Genomic DNA, 16,130 nt, shown 5'->3' with positions numbered 1-16,130 from the left:
ATCGAATAAATCTTTCCAATTCTTCCCACGTATGTTTACTATTTGAACGCATAAAAACTCCCCCAAAAGTAGTTTTACTTTTTCAGCGTCTACTTTAGGGGGAGCATATCAGGCGTGCTAGTTGAATCTTTTTGTTTTAATTGGTGATATTTATTCGTGGAAGTTAATGCGTTTTGAAATTGGGTACATAATAAAAGCACCCACACCCATAACAAGGGCTTCGCTAATTGCTAGGTAGAGGTATGTAATCCAAAAGCCTTGTTCAATGTTTAATAAATAAACTAACATGTAGGCAATCGGTAGCATTTGAAGCACAAAGCTAATTAACATAATGATATATTTATAAATCATTGGATCGTGTTTCAAGCGCCCTTCGTTCATCGACACAAACTTATCGCCTGCCCAACGACCTAGCCATAAAAAGACAAAGGTTGCAGACGTCCCAATAACCATATCAATGGCTCCAGCACTTGAAAATAAGTTGGCAATGAACACTCCTAAAGTGACAGCATAAATATAGCGACGATTATACAAACCTAAGTAATTCAGGATTTCTGACACTCGCATTTGTAATGCCCCATAAGCAATCGGAGCGACCATAATAGTCAAAACGACATACAAAGCAGCAACCAGCGCTGCTTTTACTAATCCAGTTGTCTCACTGGACGTGGTTGATTGATGATTCATTTTTCATTCTCCTTTGTAGGTTTCCCTAGTAATAACTACGGCCAAAGGACTGAAGTGCCGTAGTGCCATCCACTCATCACATGAACAACATTGCTATTTTAGCATATTAATGCGTGAATGCAAGCTTCTTTTTTAAATAAATATCGGTGGAGGGGATGGTGGTGGTTGGGCGCGACGAGTTTGTGTAGCGCGATCGGATGAAACTACTCCTTCATCCGACCGCGAAAGTCTCTCTTAGATCAATGGCTCGGTTATACGGCACATAATAACTCAGATGTGCCAAATGAATCCGCCAATAGGCACATACAGGCTCGGATATGCCGAATGAGCCCTAGATACCAAGCCCACAGCAAGCCCCCTGCCCCCTTCCCTCCCCTTTCATTATTTTTCCAAACAACTAAAATCACCTCCACGAAGCAGTCAACTTTTACTTCAAGGAGGTGCTACAGATATTTATTTAAAAAGTAAAGCGAAGCAACTAAAGATTTTTAGTCGTCGTCATTATCATCATCATCGTCATCGTCATCGTCATCGTCGCGATCATCATCATCACTGCTCTCATCTATACGAAAACCATCTGTATCTAAGATCTCACCTGTTTCAGCATGGATCGTAATTTCTACGTCATCATCGTCGCCGTCAACTTCGTCTATATCTAAATCCCACACAGGTTTGTTATCGTCAAAGTCTAATGTCCAATCGGTAACCTTACCTGAACCTACTGCATCTAGCGCAATCTTGGTGATTTCATCAATGGATAAATAGTTTTCTAGGTCTAAAATCTCGTCATCATCATCGTCGTCATCATCTCGTTCAAAGTTTTCATTTGATACTTCTTCACCTGAAACACGTAGCTCATATTCATATTCCCCATCAGCATTTACACCCTGTATATCGATATCATAGGATCCATCGTCATTCAAATCGATATCAATTTCTGTTACGCCAATATCAGGAACTTGCTCATAAAATAAATCTAAAGCCAATTCTAGGGCAAGTTGTAAATCACTCGCTTCTGCTTCATCAGCAGTTGATTCTTCAACTGATTCTGTACTTTCACTTGACGCATCATCTTGTGCATTAACCAACACTGGTAAACTAGCACCTAAAGCTGTAACACTCGCTGTTAACATAACAAATTTTTTAAAAGTTTTTTTCAAAATTTCAACTCCTATTTTTTTATTCACTATCCGGTTGATCGTAACGAACTTCGGTATCATTGGCTTTTCTTGTCAAATCTGCACCATGGGTTGAAACCGTATGGGCTGTTGAATTTTTACGTTTATCATAACTTTTAGCAGCGTGTCCGTATTCTTCGCTATTGGATAATGAATTCATCGTATCTTCAGACGCTACCTTATTCGATAAATCGACAAAGCGACGGTTTTTACTCTGTGGGTCAACCGCTTGTTCACGCGGCATCACCGCTTTTTCCCTAACTTCAGAAGTATGATGTTTCTCTCTCGCTTCAGCTTTTAAATCATCAACTAATGGTGTTTCACTACGATCTCGTCCAACATTCAACTTTGAAGTATCCAAGGAAATAGTTTCAGCTTCAAACGCCTCATCGACAACGACTAAAACTTTGCCATCTTTGATATCTTTTTTATAATTCGATAAATCAACTTCATTAGATAATCCACTCTCAGCAGCATCAAATACAAAGAAATTTCCAAAGCTTGTCCCACCAAGATTATTCGCTTGAGTCGTTGTATTGGCAGTTCCCACAGTTGGAGCAACCTCAACAGCCATATCTGTCGGTTCATCTTCCACATTTTGGGCTTCCTTATTAAAAGCATCGACAACCTCTTCATCTGCCACTAAATTTATTGCAGAAGTTGGAATACCTTTTTGAATTAATGCATCATAAATTGTCCGGGCTTCACTTGTTGAATCATATACACCGTAAACAAATCGTTTAACCATTGTACACACTCCTTTTAATAAATTTACTGCTACTTTTATTATAATTAATATTCAATTTAAACACAAAAGATACGCCACACTCATCTTTTTCTTAAGACCTTTTTAAATAAATATCACTGCCCATAAACAAAAGTTATATTTTACTTACAAATTTAGGTTAGATATAATATAAATGAAGATGGAAAAGGAGGACGACTGAATGTTATTTTTATTTAAATTGACAATCATTCAAGCTTTCTTTATGCGCTTAATAGCTCCCATCTTTGTGCCTTCTTTTTTTAGGGAGATCAATATTAAACATAAGGTGCAGCCTTGGATAAAATAATTATCTAAGGCTGTTTTTATGTTTATGGAAGGATTTTTAGAGAGCGATACCTTTTTGATTTTACGGTTAATTGCTAACGCCTGCATGGCTGAGTAACGTCAAGTCGGCTGACAACCTTTGTTACGAAAAGATTTATATTTTTCAAAAAGGAGTGAAGTGGATTGTATTTAACCCCATCAAATCGAAAAAAAGGTTAAGGTGATCCATATGCTGAAAGATGCTGTATCTAATTATTAAACGCAAACAACACATTTTTTAAACATAAAAAAGTCCGAGTTAATTAAGATAACTCGGACTTTTAATGATTATAATTCAATGCCTAAATCAGCAAATAAATTTTCAAAATATTCCAGCGTCATCGGACGGTCTGCAATATCCGTATCGACATAACCATAATCACTCAATTGCACCCCTTCAAGTTCTTGCACCACATAACCTGCAAAACCTTGGGCAAACGATTCAAGTGGTGTTTTATAGTAATAGCCATCATCACCTTGCCACTCAGCATCTAAAATAGCTAACCACTCTTCTGAATTTGAAAAACTAATATATTCTTCAATATTCAAATCTAGATAAGCCGTTGATTGGAAGTCAAAAATGTGTCCAATCTCATGGTAGATTAAAGCTTTATCAACAGGATCCGTGTCAATTAGGAAAATTTCATTACTGTGCGTTGCATAACCATGAATATCAAAACCAGGTGCTATACTGGCAAAGTAAGATGCTGGCGCTCCATAGAAATTAGTAATTCTAGAGGCAATTTCTTCAGGTAGTGTTGCTACGACTTCTACAGCCAGATCGATATTTTCTTGTGCTTGATCTGGATTTTCAACATCTTCCGTTAAGCTATAACCAATCGTTGCATATTCTGGGAAGGCACTATTATAGCGATCTTCTAACGCTTGATAATTAGTCATCAAGGTATTCATTATTTCTACCGTCGCATCATAATCAGGATCTGATTCATCCATTTCAGCAAATAACACTTCTGCCCTATAAACATCAGCCTTTGCATCAGCTAATACTTCGGTAGCCACACCTTGAGATAAATAATACAGTTCTGATAAATCATCCGTAAAATCTACCACAAAATCATAGTTGACTTTATGTTGGATATCAGACGCTTGTGATTGAACCAAGTCTTTAATGGTAAAGTCTCCAATTAAATCAGTGGTAACATTAATAGGGGCAATGATTTCTTGACTTCCATCACTATAGTTCCAGTAATATTGCAGGAAAGTTGATTTATCTCTAAATGTCTGTAAATCAACTTTGTCATTCGTAAAATAAGCATCTAAGTTTTGTGTCGCTGGTGTTAACTGATCGCTGTAAATCGTCGATTCATCCAACTGAATTCGATCAGAAGGTTTTTCTGCATCAACTAATGTATATGAAACAGTAGGAATCATACTTGTACTCGTATCCAGTGTTTCGCCATTTAATACAAGCTTCACACCCTCATCAGTAAAGGTATTTTGAGCCATAACAGATGTCGGTTGTGCCATTGGACTTAAAACAACGGCCACACTAAAGATTGTAGATATTGTTATCAATCGTTTTTTTAATTTTGTTAGCATGATCTATTCCTCTTTTCATATCATATAGATTGATATTTTTTTTGAATGATTATTGGTTTAGACTTTTCCTATCGTTGTATCATCATCACCTAAAGTATCCGTAACGTCTTCATGAGTTGGAGTTAAATCGACAACTTCATTATCCGCTTCGATATGTACTTCAGTTTCATCTTCAGTTGGTAAAATATGAGGTTCAACATCCGATTCAGTCGCTTCAAAAATATCTTCTGTCGTCACACTTTCAACATCAGTTTCTGCTAGAAGAGGATCTTCAGTAAACTCAACTTCTTCAACATGTGTTTCTGTTTCACTTACAACAGGTTCTTCGATTATTTCGACTTCATCTGCATCTGAACCTAAACGTTCATCATAGATTTGATCCTCTGCTGGATCATAGTGCATATCACTATCTTTGCTGACAAATTCAGAATCAAAGCTGGTATCTGAATCACCTTCATGAGCCACGGCTGTTCTATCACCAGCAGATAGATTGCTAAAATTTAAACGAGATTCGACACCTTCATCCAGTAAAATTAAATATTTACCGTCTTCTAAATCTTTCTTATACTCACCTAAGTCAACAGACTGACTATCTAATTCTTTTGTTGGAATAAATACAGGCATTGCATAAAGCGTTCCTGAATTATAGCCTGTTTCACCCGTCAAAGAAGTATTTCCTCCCACACCGGTTGTTGGCGACGGCATCACAACCCCCGTGTCCTCATCAATCGCTGTATTGTAATCTTCATCTTCTACTTTTTCAAGTTCTTGTGAACCTACAATACGAATGTTCGCTTGCGTAACATTTTTTGCATAAAGATCATTCAAGGCTGCACGTAGTTCTTCTTGAGAATCATAAACTCCATATACGACTTCATTTGCCATTTTAAAAATCCTCCTTTTATTAAAGCAATCATTATATTGCTTATAATCTTAAGAAAATTATAATGCAAACGGGAATGATTTCAAAAAGAAACGCTTTCGAAATCAAAAAAAAGTGATTTATTTTTAAAAAACACGTTTTAAATATCGACTTTTTCGCGGTCTTGACCTTTTTGAAGCAAGCGCCAATCATAAAAACCTGCATCCAAACCACGCAATAAAATTTCAGCCGTTCCAATATTGGTTGCAAGAGGAATATCATAAACATCGCTTAAGCGCAGCAAAGCCGAAATATCCGGTTCGTGGGCTTGAGCCGTTAGCGGATCACGCAGAAAAATAATTAAATCAATTTTATTGTCCGAAACATAAGCTCCAATTTGTTGGTCGCCGCCCAATGGACCTGACTTAAAGCGATGGACATCTAATCCTGTCGCATCAATAATTCTTTGCCCCGTCGTACCCGTCGCATATAATTCATGTTTTACCAAAATTTCACGATAAGCCGTCGTAATCTTCACCATTTCATCTTTCTTTTTATCATGGGCAATCAAAGCAATATTCATCCAGAACACCTTCCCTTTTATTTTTTATCATAGCACAAAACCATCTCTTTAGCTTTTTTCACACCCTAATAAATATCACTGCTTATCCTCAATTTGATCCAGTAAACTTAATTCAAGCTCTTTGGCCTTGTGATATTCTGCTTGTAGTTCTTCCCAGTATTTTTTATCCGCTTGAGAGATTTCACGAATAATACGGGCAGGATTGCCTCCAACAATGACATTTGGCGGAACATCTTTTGTAACAACTGCACCAGAGGCAACAATTGTATTAGCACCAATTGTCACGCCAGGATTTATAACAGCACTCCCACCAATCCAGCAACCATCTTCAATCGTGATACTTTTACCGAACTCAAGTCCTGATTGTCTAACCGCACCATCAATCGGATGACCTGCTGTGTAAACTGAAACATTAGGCCCCAACATAACATTATCTCCGATGGTAATCGGAGCAACATCTAGTAAAGTACAACCATGGTTGGCATAGAAATTTTTTCCAATCGTTGTATTAGAACCATAATCAATATAAAATGGCGTTTCAATCCAGCAGCCTTCACCAACAGACTTTAGCATTTCATTAAGTATTTTTGCCCGTTCTTGTCGATCAACCATCGATGTTTGATTGAATTTCTCCATTAGCAAACGACCTTTTAAAGCCAGTGCCGTTAATTCTTTATCTGAAGCATGGTATAACTTTCCTGATAGCATCCGATTTAATTCTGTTTCGATTTTATTATCCGACATTTTAAAACTCCTATTTCAATTTAATTTTTAATGGCATCACAAAAAAGTTGCAAGTAAAGCCTTGCTAACTAGCTTGTTAATACAATAACTATAGCTAGTTTAACAAATAGGTATTTACATGCAACTAATTTAGTGTGATATTTATTTTAACCATGAAGTCGGCCTTGCTGATGCAATTGGTCTAGGAAGTAGGGCATTTGCTGACGCCAAGCTTCCCAGTCGTGGGGCACATCGTGTCCCCAATAATCGAACCAAGCAGGAATCGATTTGGCAAAAAAAACCTCTTGTAACCGCCGCGTGTCATAAATATGGGGTTCTTCCCAGTTACCTTGCCCTACACAGATTATATAAGCATTTTGACGGTAGCGATCAATAAACCATGGATCTTCCATCCGCCATAAATAATCAAGCGGGGAATTTTCATATACATTTTGCGCATGTCCATAGTCTCCTGTAAAAAAGCGCGCATCATAGACACCACTCATGGCAATCACAATACCAAATACATCAGGATGTCGTAAAGCAAAATTCACCGAATGAAAACCGCCCATACTACAACCAGCAACCCCAATCCGTCCTTCCCAATTGGATTCATAGCGAATTAAGGGTAGAAATTCATGGATAATATAACTGTCATAACGATTGTGCCAGTCTGCCTGTTCATGGGGCGAGCGATTAGTCGCTAACCAACTTTCCGAATCAATACTTTCCGGCGTATAAAATTGGACTAAACCCGCATCAATAACATGCCGGCAAGCCTCAATGACACCAAAGTCAGCAAATTCATGCTGACTCCCGCCTGCAGAAGGGAAAATAATAAAGGGAACACCCGCATGCCCATATTTATTAAAATACATTTCACGATTTAACGAACCACTATAATGATGTCTGTTTTCAAAATGCATCTATTCATCCTCCTGTTTTGCAGCGATAAAATCAATGGCTTCAAATAACGTTTGTTCATCTTTGGCCCTTACAATATAGCCAATACTTCCCATTAATTCAGAAAAAATCCCCGGCACATGATTACTCCAAACAATTTTTTCTCCTAAATGTTCTCTAATCGCTCTGTCGTCATGTAAATATCGCAAATGATTTTGTCTAGCCACGTAGGAAACGGTATAAGGACGTGTAATTTCAGCCTTAAATTCATTCGTCTTAACGACATTGGCATATTCCTTAAAAACATCAATTTCATTGGCATAATTAAACATATCAATCGTGACACCACCAGGAGGACGGCAATTAATTTCCAACCCCATTAAGGTTTGATCGTCTTTCGAACGGAAAAATTCAAAATGGAAAAAGCGTTCTTTAATATTGAAGGCTTTGACACATTCTTTGCCAATGGCTTCCAATTCCGGATCAATCACTTGCGGAATCCAATAAAACATATCACTATGGTCAATTAAGATATCCAGAATTGCCTTGTTATGCTCTAATGAAGAGCTAAAGACGACATTACCAACTTGATCGGTTAAACCATCGTAGGTCACGATATCACCATCAATAAATTCTTCCATTATATAATCAATGCCTTCAGGCGATTGTTCGAATACATATTTTAATCGTGCTTCATCGTATATTTTATAGGTATTTCCTGCCCCCACTCCCGAATCAGGTTTTAAAATAACTGGGTAAGTTAAGGTCTGAGCTAAGCTTTTTGCATCTTCAAAATCCACCACAACACGACCGTTGGCTGTTTTTAAACCCACCGAATTAAATATCTCTTTCATGGCACTTTTATATTTAATTTTTTTCATATCATTATTTTTGAAGCCGAAGACATTAAAATCTGTTCTCAAGCGCGCATCATGTATCAACCAATGTTCATTGTGTGACTCTATCCGGTCAATTTTTCCATATTTATAAGCTAAAAAAGCAACCGCTCGATACATTTCGTCATAATTGTTCATATCGTTGACACGATAATACTCAGTGAGTGCTTCTTTTAAGGCTGGGCTTAATTGTTCATAAGGTTCGTCTGCAATTCCTAACACACGAATGCCTGCTTCATGCAATCTAAGCGTAAAGGTTTCAAAGTTGGTTGGAAAATGAGGGGATATCATTATATAATTTAATTTATCATTCATATCGTCTGCCTCCTCTTCTTTAAAAAGCATTATTTATTTATTGAATTTAGTATAACACGTTTATGATAGTTGTTCTAATCATTTTCTTCTTATATTTTAATTTTTAAGTTTTATTATAAAAGCTCGGGGAAAATTCACTTTCGCTAACAATTTTTGATTGAATTGTATAATTGGATATAGAAAATAAATAAAGGAGCCATTTATGAAGATATCATATGTTATAGATAGTTCAGCTGGTTTAAATCAAAAGCTTATCCAGAGTGTCCAATAATACAAACAACTTCACCTTCGTCGACCGTTAGATCAATTACTTTCAATACTTCATTCGATCCAAATCGTTTTTTCAATCCTTTTACTTCAACGATACTAATATTAAACCAATTCCTTTTCTAGACGATTAGATATTTTGGTTAAGGTTGTAATTAAGATAATATAAATCAATCCAATAATTAACCACATACTTCCTGATTGACAAGTACGGGCAATGATGATTCGATCAGTTTGTGTTAACTCCACTAATCCGACAACTGATAGGATAGAGGTATCATTTAAGGTAATAACAAATTTTGGCGAATAAAAGATGGGATCATAATTTTAAAGGCTTGCGGTAAAATTACTTTCCTCATCGTTGTGCCATAGCTCAATTCTAAACTTCGCCTGGCTTCAGCCTGTCCAACATTGACAGCTGCAATCCCCCGCGCACATTTTCTGCAACATAAACAGCCGCATTAAAACTCAGCGTTAATATCCCAGAAATCTCAGCTGAAAAATTGATACCAAAAGTCGAAGGAATACCAAAATAAATAAAGAATGCTAGAACCAATAATAATTCCTAACACTAATGCAATCGCAAACGAAGCTAAGGTAATCCAAATCGTCGTCCATAATTCACTTGCTAGCGCTCACCAATTTTGGATGATATTGCAAGCATTATTAATATGAATAATTGATTTTCATAAATTTTCATTAAATCGTTAAATTTTTTAAAAAATCCCGGTTAATAAATCAAATTATTTTGAGACTTTCAAATCAAAGGCTATAATGTTTTCAGGGAGGTTTGATGCATGAAAAGTCGATGGAATAAAATATCACTTATTATAATATTTCTGGCTCTATTTTTTATTACTCCTAGGCAACCGTTAATCCAAGCCACAGACAATAGTGACAGTACAAATGCAGACGCAACATTAGAATCTGAAAATACAGACCCTGCTGAAGAAAGTAATCTCGCTTTCTTGTTTTCCGAAATGCTACTTGCAAGTGAACTTTCAGATACAAGTGTCCAAGCAGTTGAAGATTATCAAACGTTACTCTCTCAAATCACCTTACGTGATTTAGCTTCATCAGACCTTATTGGGACTACCGTCGAAGAGTTTAATGAATTAGAATTAACAACTGAAGGTACTTATTATGAGGCTGACAATGGTATTTCATATCTGGTTTTCAATTACGGCGAAGCCCCGTCAGCTGAATTATTAGCGATTTTTGCTGATAATCATCTAGCTTATCTTGGTGTTATGAATTTAGAACTTCATTTTGGCAGTGAACCTCCTTCAGACGATTCAATTGCCAAAGCTGTAACGGTTGGGAATACGATCGATGAGTTCGAAGCTTTAAGTCCAATGCTTTCAGGTATAGGACAAATGTTAAACGATGGGGAATTTATTACATCAAATTTCCTTCATACTGGCTCTAGTTTTACGAGTTTAACGGGTAATATTGTTCTTTTTGATGAAAGTAATGTCATCTATTCGGTCAGAGCTCCCTTTCAAAATATATTAGGTAATGCTCAGTTTTTAATGTACAATGCGAGCCATATTTTTGTTCGTTCGGCTGATATGAGCGATTTTGAAAGTTCTATTGAAGCCTATTAATTAAGCCCCCACTGGTTAAACGTCCAAACGCACAAAAGCCCTACAGTAAGCATACTGTAAGGCTTTTTTTATTTGTAAGCATAGATTAATTCCTCGAAAAAGTCATCTCCGATTTGTATTTGATCTTTCCCGATACATTCTCCACCCATTTTTTCATAAAATTTGATAGCAGGAGTATTTTGCGATAAAACCGCGACGGTAATAGGATCCATTTGTTCTTCGCGCAAACTCTTTAACATCGTGTTGAACAAAAATTTTCCTCCGCCTAGTCCCTGAAACTCTTCATAAAGATAAATGGAGTAGACTTCACCTTTGTACTCAGCAAATTCATCGGATCGTTGCTTGCCACCGGCTGAAAAACCGATAACGTCATTATTTAATTCTAATACAAAAAAGTAATCTAAATCTGAGACATTCTTTTTCATCCGTTCCACCGATTTCTCGATGGTTAATCGTTCTAAAAACGACTTTGAAACAATATTTTTGTAAGTTGAATGCCAACCCGCCACTAAAATACGAGCTAAATCATGAACATCGTCTAATCTAGCAGGTCTAACGTTTAAATCCATCGCTTATTTCTCCCTTTCAATAAATATCACTTTCCCCTCTTCAAAACGATCAATCATCGCTTGACTGTAGACATCGTAACCTAGTTGTCGATGGTAATCGCCACCACCTTGGAAGCATTTTTCAATGGCGATTCCAACACCTTCAACATGGGCACCCGCTTGCCGACAAACTTCTAACAAACCTTTTAGCGCTTCTCCTTTTGCTAAAAAATCATCGATAATTAGTACATGGTCTTGTGATGTTAGAAATGATTGTTGAACTTTTATCGTCTATTTCTTTTGCTTTGTATAGGAAACAACTTCTGCACTATACACATCGTCACCTAAAGTCAATGATTCAATTTTCTTAGCAAACACGACCGGGACCTTAAAATATTGCGCCGTCGCAAAAGCAAGCGCAATACCAGATACTTCTAAGGTTAAGATTTTATTGATCGGTCGGTTTTTGAAATGCTTATAAAAGTCTTCGCCCATGGCCGTTATTAATTCAGGGTCTAGCATATGATTAATAAAGGAGTCTACTTTTAAGACATCCGGTTCGATTACTTGACCAATTTGTTGAATCTTTTCTTCTAACAGCTTCATATTATCCCTACTTTATTTTGACTTAATCTCGATTAAGTATCATTATAGCAGAATTAAAATTTGAATAATTAATATATTAAATTTTAGTCATTTTATTAAATGATGGGGTATGTTAGTCTATTTATACAAACTAAATCGTTAAGGGGAATATAACATAATGAAAAAATCTGATTGGTTAGCCATCCCAAACTTGCTCTCCCTACTGAGAATCATTTTAATTCCAGTTTTTGTTAGCGTCTATGTTCAAGCTGTAACGGAAGCTGATTATTTATGGTCTGCACTTATTTTAATTTTTTCTGGAATTACTGATTGGTTAGACGGTGTCATCGCACGTCGTTTTGACATGATTACCGACTTAGGGAAATTTTTAGACCCAGCGGCTGACAAGTTGACACAGTTGGCGATTATTCTTAGTTTAGTCGTAACTTGGGATTATATTTGGATTGTCGTAGTGATATTTATTATAAAAGAACTGAGTTTAATTGTGTGCGATATTCTATTGTTGCGTCAAGGACGCATGATGGATGGCGCTTTGTGGTATGGGAAAGTGTCGACGGCTATTTTTTATGCTTGTTCGATTATTTTAGTCGCTTTTCCAACTATGAACGCAAATATCGCTTACGGACTCATGTTTTTAACGGGAATTGCCTTGCTGTTTTCATTTATTTTATATACGCGTTGGTTTATTATTGAGTTGCGAAATCCTCCACATAATTCTTAAAGTTATTTTATTAGTGTACAGAATGGGATTTTGATATACTTTAAGTAAATAAAGTGATATTGGAGGAGAGAAGATGACGGATACATGGAAAAATCTGGAAGGCCAGAAAGATGAGATTGTTGGTAAGGTTAAGGAAGTCTGGGGAAAAGCGACAGATAATGCTGAAACACAAGCAAAGGGGATTGCTCAACAAGTAGAAGGTGAAGTTAAGCAAGCGGCTGCTAAAGGCCGTGGTCATGTTGAAGAATTATACGAAAGTGCTAAAGAGCGGGCGGAAGGTGCAACTGATGCGGTTAAACGTCAAATACAAGAAACGCGCGAAAGCATCACTGAAGCTGCCGATGAAAACTTGAAAAATGCTATTCAACAAGGTAAAGAATTAAAAGAAGAAGCTGCCCGTCAAGCAGAACAACTCCGTCAAAATGCGATTCAAGAAAATGAAAAAGCTCGCCAAGATGATATGGATCATGCCGTAAAAGCTACTGAAACTGCACAAGAGATTGAAGATCGTGCCAAAAGTGCTATCGATGAAACAATTGCGCACGTAGAAGAAACAAAAGCAGAGGATATCAACCGTGTTGTCGTTGATGATGACACCACTATTCCTGAAGCGGCTAATGCTCGTCGCGTTAATTTAGATGCTGATGCTGATTTAACGAATAAACAAATCGATGACATCGATCCTCATCACAATCGCTTTTAATTCAAATTAGTCAATAAATATCCCCTGCTTAGAGATAGTTAAGCAGGGGATTTTTCTAGTAAACTGCAATTTTTAAGACTTGTCCAACTCGAATTAAATCCGTGGTTAAATGGTTCCACAATCGTAATTCGTTGACTGAAACGCCTTGTTCTTTAGCGATTTTGTAAAGTGTATCGCCAGATTTAACGGTGTATTCTTTAACTGGGTTTTCTGAGTAATCAGGCTCCACTACGTGAAGTCGTTTTCCAACTTGGATAAGGTCACTCGTTAAGCCGTTCCATTCTTTCAATTGAGCGACAGTCACGCCATAGCGTTGGGCAATTTTATATAACGTATCGCCTGCAACCACTTGATAGACAGTTGTTGGTGATGGATCTGGGGTTGTCGTAGACGTCGTTAATTTCAATTGCTGCCCCACTCGGATAAAGTCGCTGGTTAAGCCATTCCAAGCTTTCAATTGCGCCACTGTTACCCCATATTGATTGGCTATTTTCCATAAAGTATCACCTGATTTGACGGTATAAACGCCTGTCGGATCTGGTGTTGTCGTTGGAGTGGTTAAGCGTAATTGTGCTCCTACTCGAATCAAATCACTAGTCAAACCATTCCAAGATTTTAATTGGCTGACAGTAACGCCGTAGCGTGTCGCAATTCCCCAAAGAGTATCTCCTGCTTTTATAGTATAAGTGGATGTTTGGGCGGGAGTAGAGACATTTAGGACATCGCCTACATAGATAAGGTCACTGGTTAAATTATTCCATGTTCGCAATTGACTAACGGTAATATTGTATTTATTCGCGATTAAATATAAGTATTCTCCTGCTTTAACCGTATGTGTTTGCGTTTGTGCACTGACTAAACTTGCCCCGGGAGCTAGAATCAATATTGATGAAGCGATGATCGCTAATTTTTTCACGCGCTTCAACCAAGCATTTGTCTGCAGCATTTTCATCGTTATCCACTCCTATCATTTCATATTTGTTTCTTTTGTTACCTTTATATTACACCCGTTTTGTGAGCGGTTCAATAGTTATGATTTAATTACTAGCTTTTTACTATACTTCTTCAAATTTTGCGTGAATAGTTGAAATTTCTATGATTATTTTTAGTTCTTATGTGTTATCGAGGGGCATTAAGGGCGTTTTATGTCACTCGACGGATGTCTCCACTGTCATTAAAGACTCTTATTGTTAGTCAACTGGTGGGTTCACCGACATTAAACTCTTTTATTGTAGGTCAGCAGCTAAATTCACCTACATTAAACTCTTTTATTGTAGGCCAACAACTTAGGTCACCGACATTAAACTCTTTTATTGTAGGTCAACAGCTAAGGTCACCTACATTAAACTCTTTTATTGTAGGTCAGCAGCTAAATTCACCGACATTAAACTCTTTTATTGTAGGTCAACAGCTAAGGTCACAGACATTAAACTCTTTTATTGTAGGTCAACAGCTAAGGTCACAGACATTAAACTCTTTTAATATAGGCCAACAGCTTAGATTACAGACATTAAACTCTTTTATTGTAGGTCAACAGCTAAGGTCACACACATTAAACACGGTTATTGCTGGCCTGCCGTATAGTTGACGGCAGCTCCGGCCAATAATTTATAGATTTACAATAAAAAACAGAAATCACTAACTCATAAATGAAAGAGTGATTTCTGTTTTATAGTTCTTTATCCCAAACACTTTAAAAATTATAGTAATCGCTGGCGAAGCTCTTCGCCGTCAAAAGGAGAAAGGTAAGCTGGCGCAATATCAAACACTGTTTTGGCGCCTATCACCCCTTCTCTAGCTAGTCTGGCAGCCGCACGTGCATAGGCCACATTGACAGCCGCCGTAAATTCGGGATTACTGTCTAATTGTAATTTAAAATCATATAAATGGTGATTTTCTTCGGACGTATAACCTGAACGAATCACATGGCCTCCATGCGGTAAACCTTGATGATCCGCTTTTAATTCTGCTTCGGTAATAAAGTGGATAGTCGTCTCATAGTTTTCAAAATAATCCGGCATACTTTTAATATCATTTTCAACGGAAGCGGCATCTGCTCCTTCTTCTAAAACAGCAAATACCTCTCTTTTATGCGCTGAATGTGAATCATAAACAATTTCTTCACCGCGATTAATTTGGTCGATCAAGTCTTGATTCGGGATTGTATACTGAACAGCATCTTTGATCCCATTAACCCGACGAACCGCGTCGCCATGCCCTTGACTCAAGCCTTTGCCCCAGAAAGTATAGCTTTCTCCTTGAGGTAAAATCGCCTCACCTAACAGGCGGTTTAACGAAAACAAACCTGGATCCCAGCCAGTAGCAATCACTGCAACGGTTCGATTGGCTTGCGCAACATTATCCATCGAGGCAAAATATATTGGAATCTGCGCATGGTTGTCATAACTATCAACCGTATTGAAATATTCCGCCAACATTGGCCCCTGCTCTGGAATATCGGTGCGCGATCCTCCGCATAAAATAACGACGTCCATTTTATCTTTAAAATCATAAATAGATTCCAGTGCATAAACGGGACTGTCGGTATTTATTGAAGAAGGCTCTCTTCGAGTAAATATCCCTACTAATTCCATATCGGGTGCATTTTTTAAATTAACTTCCACACCGCGCCCTAAGTTACCATACCCTACTATTCCTACTTTTATCATCATAAATGCCTCCTTCTAGAACTTTCAAATCTATTTTGAAGTAATCTTTTTTAGCTGTCAATCTTTTCAGTGATATTTATTAAAAATCTATAAGAATATTCTGTGATTTTATTGTTTATCTAAAGGTTTTGTTGTAAGCTTTGATTATTCGATAATTTTGTTTAAAGGAGTGATTACACTGGAAAACAATTTTTTAGTTTTACAAACCGATT

Annotated in this window: 15 protein-coding genes, 3 pseudogenes and 1 riboswitch; of the genes and pseudogenes, 3 read left to right on the top strand and 15 right to left on the bottom strand. The window is 37.2% G+C overall.

Annotated elements, in window-relative coordinates; all coding sequences use genetic code 11:
- Nucleotides 1–150 precede the first annotated feature (150 nt).
- The 11 genes and pseudogenes from ACTQ54_RS09525 to ACTQ54_RS09475 all read right to left on the bottom strand — a co-directional run.
- The gene (locus ACTQ54_RS09525; protein WP_441756299.1) at nt 151–687 is read right to left on the bottom strand and encodes a QueT transporter family protein; all 537 of its coding nucleotides are present in this window, start codon (nt 685–687) and stop codon (nt 151–153) included.
- Nucleotides 685–793: riboswitch (PreQ1 riboswitch) on the bottom strand. It overlaps the preceding gene by 3 nt.
- A gap of 382 nt (nt 794–1,175) precedes the next feature.
- Nucleotides 1,176–1,847, bottom strand: coding sequence for a PepSY domain-containing protein (locus tag ACTQ54_RS09520; protein WP_441756297.1), 672 nt, complete (start codon nt 1,845–1,847; stop codon nt 1,176–1,178).
- Between the two features lie 19 nt (nt 1,848–1,866).
- On the bottom strand, nt 1,867–2,613 hold the full coding sequence (locus ACTQ54_RS09515; RefSeq protein ID WP_441756295.1) for a hypothetical protein: 747 nt from the start codon (nt 2,611–2,613) through the stop codon (nt 1,867–1,869).
- A 630-nt stretch (nt 2,614–3,243) separates the two neighbouring features.
- Complete coding sequence (locus tag ACTQ54_RS09510) at nt 3,244–4,515, bottom strand: hypothetical protein (protein WP_441756293.1); 1,272 nt, start codon at nt 4,513–4,515, stop codon at nt 3,244–3,246.
- A 57-nt stretch (nt 4,516–4,572) separates the two neighbouring features.
- Nucleotides 4,573–5,400, bottom strand: coding sequence for a hypothetical protein (locus ACTQ54_RS09505; protein ID WP_441756292.1), 828 nt, complete (start codon nt 5,398–5,400; stop codon nt 4,573–4,575).
- Nucleotides 5,401–5,537: 137 nt separating this feature from the next.
- Entirely contained in the window at nt 5,538–5,960 is a 423-nt protein-coding gene (gene mgsA / locus ACTQ54_RS09500) for a methylglyoxal synthase (RefSeq protein WP_441756290.1), read from the bottom strand.
- A 75-nt stretch (nt 5,961–6,035) separates the two neighbouring features.
- The gene (locus tag ACTQ54_RS09495; RefSeq protein WP_441756288.1) at nt 6,036–6,704 is read right to left on the bottom strand and encodes a sugar O-acetyltransferase; all 669 of its coding nucleotides are present in this window, start codon (nt 6,702–6,704) and stop codon (nt 6,036–6,038) included.
- A 146-nt stretch (nt 6,705–6,850) separates the two neighbouring features.
- Nucleotides 6,851–7,609 (bottom strand): esterase family protein, encoded by a 759-nt coding sequence (locus ACTQ54_RS09490; RefSeq protein ID WP_441756286.1) that lies wholly within the window; start codon nt 7,607–7,609, stop codon nt 6,851–6,853.
- Nucleotides 7,610–8,797, bottom strand: coding sequence for an ATP-grasp domain-containing protein (locus ACTQ54_RS09485; protein WP_441756284.1), 1,188 nt, complete (start codon nt 8,795–8,797; stop codon nt 7,610–7,612).
- A gap of 254 nt (nt 8,798–9,051) precedes the next feature.
- A pseudogene (locus tag ACTQ54_RS09480) lies at nt 9,052–9,168 on the bottom strand (peptide ABC transporter ATP-binding protein); the annotation flags it as partial.
- Nucleotide 9,169: 1 nt separating this feature from the next.
- Nucleotides 9,170–9,684, bottom strand: a pseudogene (locus ACTQ54_RS09475) (ABC transporter permease subunit); the annotation flags it as partial.
- Nucleotides 9,685–9,861: 177 nt separating this feature from the next.
- Here ACTQ54_RS09475 and ACTQ54_RS09470 point away from each other — a divergent pair.
- On the top strand, nt 9,862–10,671 hold the full coding sequence (locus ACTQ54_RS09470; protein ID WP_441756282.1) for a hypothetical protein: 810 nt from the start codon (nt 9,862–9,864) through the stop codon (nt 10,669–10,671).
- 68 nt (nt 10,672–10,739) lie between these two features.
- On the opposite strand, the gene ACTQ54_RS09465 is transcribed toward ACTQ54_RS09470, so the two are convergent.
- Both ACTQ54_RS09465 and ACTQ54_RS09460 read right to left on the bottom strand, forming a co-directional pair.
- Nucleotides 10,740–11,240 carry a GNAT family N-acetyltransferase gene (locus ACTQ54_RS09465; RefSeq protein WP_441756280.1) on the bottom strand — a complete coding sequence of 167 codons (501 nt, stop codon included), beginning with the start codon at nt 11,238–11,240 and terminating at the stop codon, nt 10,740–10,742.
- A gap of 3 nt (nt 11,241–11,243) precedes the next feature.
- Nucleotides 11,244–11,825 (bottom strand): annotated as a pseudogene (locus ACTQ54_RS09460) (xanthine phosphoribosyltransferase).
- Nucleotides 11,826–11,982: 157 nt separating this feature from the next.
- Here ACTQ54_RS09460 and ACTQ54_RS09455 point away from each other — a divergent pair.
- Complete coding sequence (locus ACTQ54_RS09455) at nt 11,983–12,546, top strand: CDP-alcohol phosphatidyltransferase family protein (RefSeq protein ID WP_441756278.1); 564 nt, start codon at nt 11,983–11,985, stop codon at nt 12,544–12,546.
- Nucleotides 12,547–12,619: 73 nt separating this feature from the next.
- Complete coding sequence (locus ACTQ54_RS09450; protein WP_441756276.1) at nt 12,620–13,249, top strand: CsbD family protein; 630 nt, start codon at nt 12,620–12,622, stop codon at nt 13,247–13,249.
- Nucleotides 13,250–13,304: 55 nt separating this feature from the next.
- On the opposite strand, the gene ACTQ54_RS09445 is transcribed toward ACTQ54_RS09450, so the two are convergent.
- Nucleotides 13,305–14,201: a LysM peptidoglycan-binding domain-containing protein gene (locus tag ACTQ54_RS09445; RefSeq protein ID WP_441756275.1), complete on the bottom strand. Its 897-nt coding sequence runs from the start codon at nt 14,199–14,201 to the stop codon at nt 13,305–13,307.
- Between the two features lie 748 nt (nt 14,202–14,949).
- Entirely contained in the window at nt 14,950–15,918 is a 969-nt protein-coding gene (locus ACTQ54_RS09440) for a diaminopimelate dehydrogenase (protein WP_441756304.1), read from the bottom strand.
- Nucleotides 15,919–16,130: the final 212 nt, after the last annotated feature.

This window comes from Fundicoccus sp. Sow4_H7 (genome assembly GCF_052115865.1).
Taxonomy (GTDB): domain Bacteria; phylum Bacillota; class Bacilli; order Lactobacillales; family Aerococcaceae; genus Fundicoccus_A.
The sequence above is the reverse complement of the archived record's forward strand: the minus strand, read 5'-3'. Positions and strand labels throughout refer to the sequence as shown.

What these genes read in the sequence shown, in the direction of transcription:
- ACTQ54_RS09465 (WP_441756280.1), bottom strand. Translation starts at nt 11,240, where the DNA reads ATGGATTTAAACGTTAGACCTGCTAGATTAGACGATGTTCATGATTTA.
- ACTQ54_RS09485 (WP_441756284.1), bottom strand. Translation starts at nt 8,797, where the DNA reads ATGAATGATAAATTAAATTATATAATGATATCCCCTCATTTTCCAACC.
- ACTQ54_RS09525 (WP_441756299.1), bottom strand. Translation starts at nt 687, where the DNA reads ATGAATCATCAATCAACCACGTCCAGTGAGACAACTGGATTAGTAAAA.
- ACTQ54_RS09445 (WP_441756275.1), bottom strand. Translation starts at nt 14,201, where the DNA reads ATGAAAATGCTGCAGACAAATGCTTGGTTGAAGCGCGTGAAAAAATTA.
- ACTQ54_RS09450 (WP_441756276.1), top strand. Translation starts at nt 12,620, where the DNA reads ATGACGGATACATGGAAAAATCTGGAAGGCCAGAAAGATGAGATTGTT.
- ACTQ54_RS09440 (WP_441756304.1), bottom strand. Translation starts at nt 15,918, where the DNA reads ATGATAAAAGTAGGAATAGTAGGGTATGGTAACTTAGGGCGCGGTGTG.
- ACTQ54_RS09470 (WP_441756282.1), top strand. Translation starts at nt 9,862, where the DNA reads ATGAAAAGTCGATGGAATAAAATATCACTTATTATAATATTTCTGGCT.
- mgsA (WP_441756290.1), bottom strand. Translation starts at nt 5,960, where the DNA reads ATGAATATTGCTTTGATTGCCCATGATAAAAAGAAAGATGAAATGGTG.
- ACTQ54_RS09490 (WP_441756286.1), bottom strand. Translation starts at nt 7,609, where the DNA reads ATGCATTTTGAAAACAGACATCATTATAGTGGTTCGTTAAATCGTGAA.
- ACTQ54_RS09505 (WP_441756292.1), bottom strand. Translation starts at nt 5,400, where the DNA reads ATGGCAAATGAAGTCGTATATGGAGTTTATGATTCTCAAGAAGAACTA.
- ACTQ54_RS09455 (WP_441756278.1), top strand. Translation starts at nt 11,983, where the DNA reads ATGAAAAAATCTGATTGGTTAGCCATCCCAAACTTGCTCTCCCTACTG.
- ACTQ54_RS09495 (WP_441756288.1), bottom strand. Translation starts at nt 6,704, where the DNA reads ATGTCGGATAATAAAATCGAAACAGAATTAAATCGGATGCTATCAGGA.
- ACTQ54_RS09515 (WP_441756295.1), bottom strand. Translation starts at nt 2,613, where the DNA reads ATGGTTAAACGATTTGTTTACGGTGTATATGATTCAACAAGTGAAGCC.
- ACTQ54_RS09510 (WP_441756293.1), bottom strand. Translation starts at nt 4,515, where the DNA reads ATGCTAACAAAATTAAAAAAACGATTGATAACAATATCTACAATCTTT.